10 protein-coding genes and 1 pseudogene are annotated in these 13,608 nt (G+C 64.1%); 4 read left to right on the forward strand and 7 right to left on the reverse strand.

Annotated features, from left to right (window positions below; translation table 11 throughout):
* A pseudogene (locus tag CQ12_RS40510) lies at window positions 1–359 on the reverse strand (DUF2147 domain-containing protein); the annotation flags it as partial.
* Between the two features lie 189 nt (window positions 360–548).
* Between CQ12_RS40510 and CQ12_RS40515 the strand changes: the two are divergent.
* Both CQ12_RS40515 and CQ12_RS40520 read left to right on the forward strand, forming a co-directional pair.
* Complete coding sequence (locus CQ12_RS40515) at window positions 549–1,400, forward strand: DUF2147 domain-containing protein (protein WP_057840819.1); 852 nt, start codon at window positions 549–551, stop codon at window positions 1,398–1,400.
* 440 nt (window positions 1,401–1,840) lie between these two features.
* Window positions 1,841–3,076, forward strand: a complete 1,236-nt coding sequence (locus CQ12_RS40520) for an extensin-like domain-containing protein (protein WP_057840846.1) — start codon at window positions 1,841–1,843, stop codon at window positions 3,074–3,076.
* A 420-nt stretch (window positions 3,077–3,496) separates the two neighbouring features.
* Here the strand turns inward: CQ12_RS40520 and CQ12_RS40525 are convergent, their stop codons facing one another.
* The 6 genes from CQ12_RS40525 to CQ12_RS40550 form a co-directional block, all read right to left on the reverse strand.
* The gene (locus tag CQ12_RS40525; RefSeq protein WP_057840820.1) at window positions 3,497–3,976 is read right to left on the reverse strand and encodes a hypothetical protein; all 480 of its coding nucleotides are present in this window, start codon (window positions 3,974–3,976) and stop codon (window positions 3,497–3,499) included.
* A 277-nt stretch (window positions 3,977–4,253) separates the two neighbouring features.
* Complete coding sequence (locus tag CQ12_RS43175) at window positions 4,254–4,838, reverse strand: REP-associated tyrosine transposase (protein ID WP_245310360.1); 585 nt, start codon at window positions 4,836–4,838, stop codon at window positions 4,254–4,256.
* A gap of 78 nt (window positions 4,839–4,916) precedes the next feature.
* Window positions 4,917–5,834 (reverse strand): FAD binding domain-containing protein, encoded by a 918-nt coding sequence (locus CQ12_RS40535; protein ID WP_057840822.1) that lies wholly within the window; start codon window positions 5,832–5,834, stop codon window positions 4,917–4,919.
* On the reverse strand, window positions 5,831–8,521 hold the full coding sequence (locus CQ12_RS40540) for a molybdopterin-dependent oxidoreductase (protein ID WP_057840823.1): 2,691 nt from the start codon (window positions 8,519–8,521) through the stop codon (window positions 5,831–5,833). Before CQ12_RS40540 ends, CQ12_RS40535 begins: the two co-directional genes overlap by 4 nt.
* Entirely contained in the window at window positions 8,518–9,177 is a 660-nt protein-coding gene (locus CQ12_RS40545) for a TetR/AcrR family transcriptional regulator (RefSeq protein WP_057840824.1), read from the reverse strand. Before CQ12_RS40545 ends, CQ12_RS40540 begins: the two co-directional genes overlap by 4 nt.
* Before the next feature lie 59 nt (window positions 9,178–9,236).
* Window positions 9,237–9,587, reverse strand: a complete 351-nt coding sequence (locus CQ12_RS40550) for a KTSC domain-containing protein (RefSeq protein WP_245310358.1) — start codon at window positions 9,585–9,587, stop codon at window positions 9,237–9,239.
* A 207-nt stretch (window positions 9,588–9,794) separates the two neighbouring features.
* On the opposite strand from CQ12_RS40550, the gene CQ12_RS40555 reads away from it, so the two are divergent.
* Entirely contained in the window at window positions 9,795–10,928 is a 1,134-nt protein-coding gene (locus tag CQ12_RS40555) for a mandelate racemase/muconate lactonizing enzyme family protein (RefSeq protein WP_057840826.1), read from the forward strand.
* Between the two features lie 429 nt (window positions 10,929–11,357).
* Window positions 11,358–13,604 (forward strand): TonB-dependent siderophore receptor, encoded by a 2,247-nt coding sequence (locus CQ12_RS40560; RefSeq protein ID WP_083519710.1) that lies wholly within the window; start codon window positions 11,358–11,360, stop codon window positions 13,602–13,604.
* The last annotated feature ends 4 nt before the right edge of the window (window positions 13,605–13,608 follow it).

Here is a 13,608-nt window from a genome sequence, read left to right on the forward strand (position 1 = left end):
TCGGTCCGCGTCGGTGGCGCGGCCGCGACGGTCGTTTGCGCAGGCGCCGGCGCAGCAGCGGGAGCCGCGGGCTGCGGCGCAGTCACCTGGACCGGGGCCGGAGCAGGCGCCGCCGGTTTCGCCGGTGCGGTCGCGACGACGTCATCGTCGTCCTTGCTCTTCGAACCCATGCCCTTGAGGTCGATATTGCCGAGCGTGCCGGTGTAACCGGGCGAGGTGATCTTGATGCAGGAAAGGCCGTTGCAGTTGCGCGGCGCTTCGACGCGAACGCGCTCACCGTTGATCTGCAGGGTGATTCCGCCGGCCTGCGCCGAGGTGGTGACCATCAGCAATGCGGCGAGGATGTAGAGCTTCTTCATGAGGGCCTCCCTGAGCGGCCTTGTGAGCGTTTGCGGTGAACGTGGGCAGACCCTAAGCGGCGGCGAGGGCACGTTCTGTGCGGTACGTCACATGCCTCCCGGAAGCGGCAGGCCGGCTCGGTGACTCAAATCACATCCCGTTGAAGTTCCCCGCGACTAGTTTTCCGCGATCACCCGCGGGAGGCTTCGATGAAATGGTTTTGTTTTCTCGCCGTGCTGATGCTGCTGAGTTCTTCGGCCCATGCCGGCCGCTCGATTTCATTCAGCATCGGCGGTCACCGGGTGTACATCGAATCCTCCAGGCATTGCCGCTCGGCGTCGTGCGTCACCTCGAAGTCGGGCCCCCGAAGCCTCAACTGGCGTCACAAGCGCGACCGCTATGGCGACGATCGCGATGTGGGCGTGGTGCCAACGAGGCCTGTGCCGCCTGCGCCACAGACGGTTTCGCCGCCTGCGCCGCCGGTGACCAGGCCGCCTCCAGTCAAGACCATCGTCACCGCACCGCCGCCGGCCGTCTACACCACGGCGGCATCAACGACTGAGACCGTCGAAGCGCCGCCGCCAGCTCAGCCAGCTCCCCCGGAGGCTCAGCAGGTTTCGATTGCATTGCCGCCGTCTCAGCCGGTTGCGAAGCCGGTCGAGGGCGCGCAGCCGGCGCAACAGGTTGAACGCGTCGCGCATCAGCCGGAGGAGGAGCCATCGGATTCGCCGATCGGCGATTGGCAGACCGATGGCAAGGGAACGGTGCGGGTCGCAAAATGCGGCAACGCGCTGTGCGGCTATGCGCTCACCGCATCGTCCGAAAACGGCGAAGCGATCCTGGTCAACATGAAGCCGAAGACCGAGCGGCAATGGACCGGCAGCGTCTACAGCCAGGACCGTCGCGAGACCTATTACGGTACGATGTCGATGAAGGGGACCAACACGCTTCGCGTCGAAGCCTGCGCGCTGTTCCGCTTCTTCTGCTCCGGCAACAACTGGAGCCGCATCATGCGCCGCGCCGACAGCCTGGTGATGGTGTCTGCCGGGCCGCGTTCATAGGGCTCTCTCTTGACGCATTTTCTTCACGCGAACCGGAAACCACCCCCGGATCAAGTCCGGGGGCATGCTTCGCTCGAAAACGCTATGCCCGCGAAAACGCCCGGTGACCGCGTCACCGGGCGTTCGGTCCATTTGTCTGGACTGGTAGTTCTAGAACACGCCAAGCACAATCGCGGCGACGAAAGCGAATGCAACATACGCTGTTACAATGCCAAGTCTGCTAACGAGAGGACTTACGAAATCCATTGGGATAGCTCCCTGGGTTCACGTCGTGCCCGCACATAACACTTTAGGTTAGCAAAGCGTTCCCGCCCTTAAAAAGTCAGTGCTGCTGTCCATCCGGGGTTCTTCACAGCCGAGCGGCCCGATAAACATGGTAAAAAATTTGTAAAAACAACATGTTGAAGAGTCTTTAAATAAATTAGTTGAACGTGCGCGCGATGACGCGCGGAGTTCGTTTGTATCTCGTCGGCTCCTTCGTCCTCGTCTCGCTAGCGGGTTGTGGCCGCGGACTTTTTCAATCCGCCGAGCGCGAACCGTGGCGTACCGAGGCCGAAGTCGCTTGTCTGAAGTCCGGCGCGGTCAAGGAGAGCGCGGAAGTGGTCCGGGTCGACCCGATTTCCGGCCCCGGTGTGTGCGGTGCGGAATACCCGCTGAAAGTAGCGGCGCTCGGCGAAAACATCACTTCGTTCGGTTTTGCCGACGAAAGCCTGCGGCCTCCCGGCAATATCGGCAATCAGCCGCGCTGGCCGATCAACCGTGCGCCGGCGGCGGCTCCGCCCCAGCAGAACTATTCGGGAAATTATTCGGTCAGCTATCCGGAACCGGCGCCACGCCAGCCCAACTATGCCGCGCCGTCGAACGGGCCGATCTCGCTTTCCGCGCCGGGCGTCGCCTCGCAGCAGGATGACATCGATCTGCCGCCGGAAGGCGCGCCGTCACCGCGCGGCGGCTATGCGACGCCTTCCTATCCGCCGCCGCAGGGCCGTTACACCGCGCCTTCGTCTGCGCCGTATACGCAGCCATCCTATCCGCCATCACCGGCCGCGCCGCGGCTCGGGCCGGCGCAGGGCAATCCGGTCAGCGCCTTCGGGCAGGTCTCGATGAAGCCGACGGCGACGCTGGCGTGCCCGATCGTCTCGGCGCTCGACCGCTGGCTCTCCGATTCCGTGCAGCCGGCGTCGATGCGCTGGTTCGGCGTGCGCGTCGTCGAGATCAAGCAGATCTCCGCCTATTCCTGCCGCGGCATGAACGGCAATCCGCATGCGCATATTTCCGAGCACGCGTTCGGCAACGCGCTCGACATCGCCGCCTTCACGCTCGCCGATGGCCGCCGCATCACCGTCAAGGGCGGCTGGCGCGGCATGCCGGAAGAGCAGGGCTTCCTGCGCGATGTGCAGGCGAGCGCCTGCCAGCAGTTCAACACCGTGCTGGCACCGGGCTCCAACTCCCACCACGAGGATCACATCCACGTCGACCTGATGCGCCGCGCCTCGCGCCGCACCATCTGCCAGCCGGCCGCGGTTTCGGGCGAACAGGTCGCCGCGCGTGCCCAGCGTAACCCGTACGCGTCACGCGATCCCTATCCGACGGGGTCACTCAAAAAATCCGTGTCCCGCTGGTTCGGCGGCCGCAGCAGCAAGGTCAACGAGGAAGACGAGTTCGAGGATCATTAGCGGCCAGTCGGATTCGTAGGATGGGTGGAGCGAAGCGGTACGCATCAATCCCGTTCGTGAGATGATGGGTTTCGCTGCGCTTCGATCGCGCACAATCGACCAACGATCACATCAGCAGGCCGCGCTCTCAAATAGTTGATTGAATTTCCCGAGCAATGGTTCCGACCTAACTAAAGGGACCATCCATTGAGGCGACGCACATGCTTGCCGAAAAATTTATTTTGCTCCTGGAAACGATCAAGAGCCACAGCAACCCCGACGGGAGCCCGCGCGTGGTAAGCATCTCGCGCCATATCCCGGTCAAACTGCCCGCGGGGAAGTAGGCTTAGCATTGAAGCTGGCACGATGGGGGAGCGAAGCGATACCCATCGCCCGGCCGTTGATGGGTATCGCTGCGCTCCGCCCATCCTGCCAACTGACTCAATGACGCTTGCCCCAGGCACCAATTGCGTCAGTCCATGTTCGTTGCCACTGTTCCGCGAATTGCATCCACAGCTGGATGGGATTCGCAGCTGCCTGGGTTGAGCCAAGGCCGGGCATGGACTGTAGCTTTGACAACATCGCCGATGGTGAAGCGGACATGGGATTGGGCAATTTGATCTGCTCCTCCCAGGCATCCATCAGCTGATCCATCGTCTTGATTTGAATTTCGGCGATGCTTAGCAACTGTGTGCGAGCGGCATCGACCACCTGTTCCGGCCATCCGACGGCCGAGGCCGCCGCAGCCATCTGTTCCAGGACGCGTTTGCCGTTTCTTTTGTTCGTATCGGCAAGCTCGTTCCGCCAGTCCGACAAGGACTTCAAGGCCGCGTTAACACCGTCGCGCGCTTCTTTCGTAAGCCCAGAAACCGACGTGGGACTAAAGTCGCGAGGCTTGGTTTCCAAGAACTCTGTGGCCATGGCTGTGCTCCTCTTGTTGACGCCTCCAATTGCCGCAGGCTCCTACAGGGTGTCCCGAAATCACATTGATGTAAGTCAATGGCGAAGGCACCGCGCGGGGTGGCCTGGCCCCGCAACGGCGGAAATCCGCCGGGGGGCAAAAGCCGGTCTTCAACATGGAGACCGCCCTGTTGGTTCCTCCATCTCCGAGGTTCCGACGGATTGAGCGCCGCTAATTTGCGCTACACACGGTCCGTCGACGGCGCCAGCCCCTCCAGCAAATCGTGCACGACGCCCTTCAGTTCGTAGGGCGGATTAGCGAAGCGTAATCCGCCGCTCCGGCCGCGGTCACCGCCGTTCGCCGAAATCTTCCGCTTGCTTCGCAGTCACCTGCCCAATCAAGTGGGAATATTCCTGCGCGAACGTCCCGATGAAACGATGAGTATGGCCAGTCGCGCACGCGTGTTGCAAAGCCGTGCTTTAGCGGGTTGATGTAACAATACTCGATGTGGCGAGCATAATCTGCTTCGTCGCGTATCAGATGTTCCCAGAATCGTCGTTGCCAGATACCCCGCTCGTTACGCATTACACGAACCGCGTTGAGAGGTTCTTGTTTCGGCAACGCTCTTGCGAAGCGATTCTTGATGAGCCGCCAGCGCGTTGAGAAATCGGAATCGCCGGCAGGCAGACTCCAAACCGCATGCAGGTGATCGGGCAGGACCACGAATGCGTCGATCGCGAATGAATGACTCTGGCGTGTAGCGGCAACGGCTCCGCGCAAGACCTCGATATGATCGACGAGCAGGGTTTGACGACGGTCCAGCAGGTTGACGGTGAAGAACCAGCACCCGCCGGGAACGAACGCGCGACGATAATTCGGCATAGCGTGCAGCATAGCACGATGCAGGTGTATTGGAGCAACAGATGGCGGATTACGCTTCGCTAATCCGCCCTACGCTTCTCATGGCGCCAGCCCCTCCAGCAAATCGTGCACGACGCCCTTCAGCAGATCGAGCTTGTAGCCGGTCATCGGCAGCGGCATTGCGCCTGATGTCGCTTGCTCGGCGGCATTGGCGAGCGCAGCCGCCGTGGCTTTCCTGTCCTGCAAGGCGGCTTCCACTGCATGCAGCCGCAGCGGCACCGGGGCGATGCCGCCGGCGGCGAGGCGGACGAACTGGAACGTGCCGTCCTTCACCACCGCGCGGGCGCAGATCTCGACCAGCGGCCATTCGGCATGGGTGCGGCTGATCGCGCGCTTGTAGAGGGCGCGCTCACCCTGCAGCGGGGAGGGAAGCTCGACACTCCGGATCATCTCGCCCGGCTGCAACGCGTTGTCGGCGCCGCCGTTGGAGCCGTCGCCGAGGAGATCGCCGATCGTGATCGAATTCCTGCGGTCGGTGGTTACTTTCGCTTCATAGGCCAGCAGCGCTGCCGCCATGGTCGAGGGATGCGGCGCGACGCAGGGGCCGAGATCGAAGGCGACATGGTAGAGATGATTGCCCGATCGCGCCGGACAATCCGGTCCGCCCTTTTTCAGGCAGGCGATGTGCGGATTTCGAAAGTACCAGCAGCGCGAACGTTGCGCGAGATTGCCGCCGAGGGTGGCGAGGTGACGGATCTGCGGCGTCGCCAGCCCTTGCGCCGAGGCCGCGATCCCCGGATAGGCTGCAGCGAGGCGCTTATCGGCGGCGATCGCGGCAATGGTGGTGAAGGCGCCGAGGCGCACACTGCCGTCGGCATCCCAATGCATTCCGATCATGTCGGGCGCGGCTGATATGTCGATCAAGGGTCCGGTCGAGACGCCGCTGCGGCGCCGCTCGGAGAGATCGGTGCCGGCGGCGCGGAATTCGGCCGTGGCGGTCATGGCTGTCGGCGTCATGCGGCGGCCCTCCCTTTGAGTGCGGCGATGAGGCGGTCGGGTCGGAGCGGCAGTTCGGTCAGCCGAACGCCGGTCGCATTGCAAATCGCGTTGGCGACTGCGGGTGACGTCGGTACGGTCGCGACCTCGCCGATGCCGACGCTGCCGCCGAGCACGTGATCGAATCCGCCCTGGTCGAAATGCACTGATATCATCGGCGTGTCGGCGATGCCGGGAATGCGATAATCCTCCATGCCGCCGCTGAGCACGTCGCCGGTGCGGGAATCGACTTCGCGCGCTTCATAGAGTGCGTAGCCGACGCCTTGGATGACCGCGCCGGCGGCCTGGCTGTGCGCCAGCGCGGGAGCTGCGATCTTGCCGACCGCAATGCCGGTGTGCACGTTGAGGACACGGACATGGCCGAGCCAGGTGTCGACTTCGACCTCGATGACCTGCACGGAACTCGGCACGCCGGCGCCGATCGCCAGGTTGGAGAAGCGCCGCATCATCCAGCCGAAGATCCAGCCCAGTAAGCCGACCTGCCTGAGCGGGGACTCTATTCCCGGCGCCATCTGCCTGGAGTCTTCCGGCCGGACGCTGGAGGCGGAGAGATCGGGTGAGGCCGCGAGCATTTCGCGCCACGGCGCGTTGGAGCCGGGGACCGGCTGTCGCTTTGCGTTTTGCTGGATTGCGGCTTTCAACTGCTCGATGGCGAGCAACATCGGCGGGATCACCGACGCCGTAACGCGGCTGCCGCCCGAGCCCGGTCCTTCCGGCAATCTTGAATCGCCGATCCTGACTTCGATCTCATGCGGCTCCAGCCCGAACTCGCGCGCGACCGTATTGGCGATCACGGTGCGGGTGCCGGTGCCGATATCCTGCGTCGCAGTGCTGGCGATCAGACGTCCGCCCTTCACCGCCACCTCGACCTTCGAACCGGGCTGCCACAGGTAAAGCCAGTAGCCGGTGGCGACACCGACGCCGCGGCGATAGCGGCCGCTCTGCGCGGCGAACGGTTTGCGGTTGCGCCAGACGTCGAGGCCCAAGGCCCAGTCGTAGAGCCGCTGGCGGTTGGGGTCGGGGTCCCAGCGCTTGCGTAGTGCGATCGGATCGAGCTTCATGCGCAGCGCCGCTTCGTCGATTGCCTGTTCCAGCGCAAACGCCATCGGCGGCCCGCCGGGACCGCGGAACGGAGCGCCCGCCGGCAAATTGCTGATGACGTCGAAGTCGGCTAGCTCCTTTGCTTCTGCTGGATAGATCAGGCGCGCCAGCGCGGCGATGGTCGAGTTGGTCGCGGCTCCCGTATCGGCGTAGGCGGTGAGCGACAGCGCTTTCAGTTCGCCTTGCTCGGACGGCAGCAGCGCAATCTTCATCTCGGTCGCCGGCCGATAGCCGGTGACCGAAAGCTCCTCGTGGCGGTCATAGGCGACGCGCACCGGCGCCTTGGCTTCGCGCGCCAGCTCGATCGCGGTGGTCGTTTCCACGCCGAGTGCGGCCTTGGAGCCAAAGCCGCCGCCGACATGGTCGGCAATCACGCGCACCTTGTCGTGATCGAGCTTGTAACGCTTGGCGATCAGCTCCATCACGTGAAACACCGCCTGCGTCGACACGTGCACGGTGAGCCGGTCGCCGTCGAAACGCGCCACCGCCGCATGCGGCTCCAGGCAGGCATGCTGCTGCGTGCCGGTGCGGAAGATGCCTTCCACCAGCAGCGGATTGTTCGCCGCGCGCGCACCATCGACCCAGCTCCGCACCTTCTTCGGCTTTTTGGAGAATGCGGCCGACGGTCCACGGACATTGCCTTTCCAAGCCGCCGGCGCGCCGCCGCCTTCGGAGACGTTGCCGGCTTTCTTGCGCGCGGATTTTTCGAACACGACAGGCGCATCGGCCTTGCGCGCTTCATCGAGCCCGACCGCGGAGGGCAAGCGCTCGCTGTGGAATTTTATTGCAGCGATGGCCGCGAGCGCCGTTCTGCGGTTGATGGCCGCGACGGCGGCGATGGGCTCGCCGACATAGCGGACGATGCGATCGTCGCCGAGCAGCGCGATCACGGCGCTGACGCCGGGCATTGCGCGCGCGACAGCGAGATCGAGTTCGCCGATCCGCGCATGCGCGAACGGCGAGCGCAGGATCACGCCTTCGAGCTGGCCGTCATGATGGATGTCGACAGTGTACTTCGCCGATCCCGTCACCTTGTCGCGCGCCTCCATGCGCGGCGGCATGATGTCGCTGCCGTCGAAGCGGCCGGCACAGGCATCCGCCACCGCACGGAAGATGCCGTCATAGGCGCCGCAGCGGCAGAGATGGCCGGATAGCGCCGCGCCGATTTCCTCGCGCGAGGGCACGGCCGTGCCCTTGGCCGCACGCCAGGAATCGTGAAACGAAGCGGCTTCGACGATGAAGCCCGGGGTGCAGAACCCGCATTGCAGGGCGTCGTGCGCCATAAAGGCCTTCTGCACCGGATGCAGCTTTGTCGCGCCGATCCCCTCGACCGTCGTCACGTTCGTGTTCGCGGCTGATCGAGCCGGCATCAGGCAACTCACGGCGGGCTCGCCGTCGACCAGCACCGTGCAGGCGCCGCAGACGCCGGCCCCGCAGACGAGCTTGGTGCCGGTGAGGTCGAGCGCGTCGCGCACGACGTCGACCAGCAGCGCATCGGGATCGTCGGGGAGGGGAGCGAGCTTGCCGTTGATCGTCATGGTGCTCATCTGCGATCTCCAGGTTTGCGAGAGGTGGATTTGCTTGCCGGCTTCGGCTTCGCCGCAGGCTTCCGTGGCGCCGGGCTCACCGCGCCAGCCACCAGCGTCCGCAGCATGATCTCCAGATCCCTCAGGAAAGCGCCGGCCGGTTGCAGTGCCGGGTAAGCGGATTTGGTGCCGTTGATCGCCATCTCGATGTGCCGCGCAAAATCGCGCGGCGTTGTGGCATTGAGCGTGAGGTTCTGCTTGCGGCAGACGCGCACGATCGTTTCCGCGAGCTGCTCGGCATAGGCGGCAGTGTACTTCTGGTAGAGATCGCGGGCCTGCAACAAATGTTCGGAGAACAGTTCCTCGACATGGGGCGAGCCGTCGAGCGAGGCGGCCATTTGCCCGAGCTTGGCGCTGACCGAAGCCACGAGAATGTCGGCGAGGCTGCCGCCCTCGTTCTCGGCGGCGCTGGCCGCTGCAATTTCGGCAGCAAGGGCCTCCTCATGCAGCCGCTCGATTACCGCGCGGAACAGCGCTTCCTTGGACTCGAAATGGTGGTAGAGCGCCTGCCGCGTCAGCCCGGCGGCCTCCGCCGCCTGCTCGATCGACGAGCGCCGAAAACCGTGCCGGCGGAATACCAGCATCGCGGCGTCGAGAATTCGGGTACGCGGGCCCATTTGACGATTTTGACAAAAGAGGACGAAGTGTCAAATCACGTCGAAGCGAGGATGCGATGTCACTGATATGACGGCGCTTTGCGTGGCCGGCAGTCGTAAGGTTCGCTGCCGTCGCGGCCGGCCGCGGTGATGTTGGCGTTGAAGTACTGGCCCATCGACCGCGCGTTCAGGAGCGCCTCGATCGTGTCTTTCGGCACATCGCAATATTGCTGATAGGCCGCGTAGCGCTGAACCAGCATGCGCCGGCTCTCAGTGTCGTAGCATACCCGGCTGATGACGCTGCTGCGGGTGACGTCCTGACAGGTGAACGGCGCGAGATCGACCGGGCCACGGTCCTTGACGTCAACGATCTCCGCTTCCTCCCAATGGGCGGTGAAAAGCAGCGCGAGCATGAAAGCGAGACGGGTCACTTCGTTTCTGGCACCGGCATCAGGGACGCAGAAGTCTGCACCCTGAGCCGCGAGGCCACAAGCGTCAGCGATGGCGCTGTTGCGATCCCGCCGGCGCATATGTGAAAACCAGACCGTTGCGTCATCGGGGGTTTTCGTCTTCGGCCGCTCCGCCTATCGTTGCGTCCAAGCGGGCTGCATCCGAAGTCCCGCGGGGAGACCCAGGTCATGAAAATCAGGAGCATTCGGGCCCACGTTCTCGAGGCGGCCCTCTCGCAGCCCTTTGCCTACTCGCGCGCCTGGTACGACACGCGCGCCGCCATGCTGGTCGAAATCGAGACCGAGGACGGCCTGACCGGCTGGGGCGAGTGCTACGGGCCGGCGCGGATCACCGCAGCCGCGGTCGGAAGCATTGCGCCCCTGCTGATCGGAGAGGATCCGCTGCGAACCGATTTTCTGTGGCAGAAGGTTTATTCCGCGCTGCGCGATCACGGCCAGAAGGGCGTGGTCATCGAGGCGCTCAGCGGTATCGATATCGCGCTCTGGGATATCAAGGGAAAGCGTTTCGGCGTTCCCGTCCATCAGCTGCTCGGCGGTGCGAGCCGGAACGAGGTGCGGGCCTATGCGACGGGGCTCTACCGGCGCAAATCCGGCGATCCGCTGCGCTATCTGCCGGATGAGGCCGCGGGCTACGTCGCAGAGGGCTTCAAGGCGGTGAAGCTGAAAGTCGGCTTCGGCGTGGAGGAAGATGCCGCGGTGACGCGCGCCGTGCGGGAGGCGATCGGGCCTGGCATTGCGCTGATGGTCGATGCCAACCACGCCTACGATGCGACGGCTGCGATCCGTCTCGGCCGGATGATCGAGCGTTACGACATCGGGTGGTTCGAGGAGCCGGTGCCGCCGGAGGATCTCGCAGGATACCGCGAGGTGAAAGCCGCGATCTCGATTCCCGTCGCCGGCGGTGAGTGCGAGTTCACGCGGTTCGGCTTTCGCGATGTGCTGGCGTCACGCGCGATGGACATCATCCAGCCCGACACCTGCGCGGCGGGCGGGCTTTCCGAATGCAAGAAGATCGCCGACATGGCCGAGGCGTTCGGTATCAGATACAATCCGCATGTCTGGGGGACGGGGATTGCGATCGCCGCATCGCTGCAGCTCCTTGCCGTTCTGCCGTCGCACACGCCGCGGTCGCTGGCGCCGCTCGAGCCGATCCTGGAGTTCGACCGCACCGAGCATCCGATCCGCCAGGCGATCCTCACCCGGCCGATCGAACATGCGGGCGGCCTCGTTGCGGTGCCGGATGGAGCCGGGCTCGGCATCGAGATCGATCGCGATGCGCTGACGCGATTTGCAGTGAGGTGAGGGCCGTCAGCCCATTATCGTGCTTCCGGGAAAGCCGGCGTGCGACGCGTCTGCAAACGAACGGGTCAGCCCGGATGCAGGAAGAGTGCGAGCACGAGAATGATCGGCAACGGAATTCCGACCAGCCAAAGCAGTACGCTCTTTATAGACATTGTCCCATCTCCCGCACGGCATAACGGTCGATCGGGACTTTGGTTCCTGGGCCACTGCCTCCCTCGCGAAAATCAGGTAGCGCGCGCCGCCATGGCCCCCGCGTGGTGCGCTGGAGTATTGCCAATTCCAAACTTCATTTGACTGCCCGAATCCCAAGCTCGCTTAGAGAAATACTAATTCTAATTATGTGATTGAAACACCTTTTTATATCTCGCGACCTTCATCGCCGCAGTCACGCTTGTTACTGGTCCCGCGCAAAAGTGATGAGGACTGGAAATGACTGCATGCCTGAAGACCGCGGGATGGCTCGGCGCCGCGCTGCCGATGTTTGCCGCGATGATCGACGTAACGCCGGCGCAAGCGCAATCGTCCGCGAGAGAACTGCCGGCTGTTGTCGTCGATCAACCCACGCGTCCGCCGGCCGCGCGGTCGCGTCCCGCGTCGAAGCGGCAAAGCGCATCGACCGCGAGCCGTCGCGCAGCCCAGCGTGGGCAGACGACGGCTGATGCCGCCGCGACCGCCGGCGCGCGCGCCGAAACGGGCACCGGCCCGGTGCGCGGTTATCTCGCCAACCAGAGCGGCACCGGGACCAAGACCGACACGCCGCTGCGCGAAATCCCGCAATCGATCACGGTGGTCACTGCCGACCGCGTCACCGATCAGGGCGCGGTCACGGTGCAGGATGCGCTGCGCTACGTGCCCGGCGTGTTCGCCGATGCCTATGGCCCGGATTCACGCGGCGACTATCCGCGCATCCGCGGCCAGGATCCGAACATCTATCTCGACGGCACCCGCGTGGTGAACACGTGGCAATTCAACGAATGGCGGCCCGATCCCTTTACACTGGAGCGCATCGAGGTGCTGCGCGGCCCGGCCTCGGTGCTGTACGGCGACACATCGACGGCAGGTCTCCTGAACCTGGTCTCGAAGCGTCCGCAGGCGGAGGCCTTCAACGAGATCGGCGTGCAATTCGGCAGCTTCAACCGCAAGCAGATGCAGCTCGATTCGACCGGCAAGCTGACCAAGGACGGCGAGTGGCTGTACCGCTTCGTCGGCATCTTCCGCGACAGCGGCATGCAGACGGATTACGTTCCGGACGATCGCATCGTGCTGGCGCCGTCGCTGACCTGGCGGCCGACCAACAACACCAACTGGACCGTGCTCGGCACCTATCAGAAGGACAAGACCGGCTCCTCCACCGCGTTCCTGCCGCATGAGGGCACGCTGTATCCCGGACCCAACGGCTTGATTCCGGTCAATCGTTTCGCCGGCGTGCCGGGGTTCGACAAATACCAGACCGAGACCGGCGCGATCACAAGCCTGTTCGAGCACAGCTTTGGCGACGGGCTGAAGATTAGGCAGAACATGCGCTACGCCCATGTCGAGGGCATCTACAGGTCGGCGTATCCCGACAATTATTCCAACCCGGCTGATCCGTTTCTCGACCCGCAGCACCGCACCGTCGCGCGCTGGATATCGAGCCGGCAAACGACAAAGGATAGCTTCACTTCCGACAGCAACGCCGAGCTGAAATTTGCGACGGGCGCCATCACGCACAAGGCGCTGTTCGGTGTCGATTATCGCGGCCTCGGCGAGCGCGCCTCGTCGGGGGCCTACCTCGATACGACGCCGTTCGATCTCTATGCGCCGGTCTATAATTCTGTCGTCCCGCCGACGCTCTCGCCCGAACCAGATTTGCGGCAGAGCCAACTCGGTCTCTATGCACAGGACCAGATGCGACTGGGGCCATGGCTGGCCGTTCTTGGCGTCCGCCAGGATTACGTCACCAACAATGTGCAGGGCTCGCCGACAGAGGAAAGCAAAGCGACCACCGGTCGCGCGGGGCTGATGTACGAACTGCCGTTCGGGTTGACGCCCTACGTCACCTACGCGCAGTCGTTCACGCCGATCTTCGGCTCCGTCTGTGTCGTTGGCCTCTGCAAGGCCCAGCGGGGCGAGATGGTGGAACTCGGCTTCAAGTACAATCCGATGCCCGGCACGGCGATCAACGGCGCGATCTTCGATACCATCGAGAAAAACCGGCTGGCCAGCGATCCCGGCGGCTCTCAGTTCTCGGTGCAGACGGGGCAGGTGCGGATTCGCGGCGCCGAACTCGAGGTGATCAGCCGCGTGACGCCGGACCTCGATCTGATCGGCGCGTATTCCTACCTCGATGCCCGGGTGGAGAGCGGCGACAATATCGGCAAGCGCGTCGAGACCGTGCCCGAGCACCAGGCCTCGCTATGGGCGAAGTATCGTCTCACCGCGCTCGGGATGAACGGCGTCACCGTTGGCGGCGGCGTGCGCTACATCGGCCAGTCCTGGGATGGCACCGACACCCTTCGCACGCCTGACTACACGCTGTTCGACGCGATGATCCGCTATGAGACCGGCCCGTGGCGTTTTCAGGTCAATGCCACCAATCTTGCCGACAAGCGGCACGTCACCACCTGTCTTGCCCGCGGCGACTGCTTCTTCGGCATAGGACGCACCGTGCTAGGGAGCGCGACGTACAGGTTCTAGGGCA

Origin of the sequence: Bradyrhizobium jicamae, from assembly GCF_001440395.1 — a bacterium.
GTDB lineage: Bacteria > Pseudomonadota > Alphaproteobacteria > Rhizobiales > Xanthobacteraceae > Bradyrhizobium > Bradyrhizobium jicamae.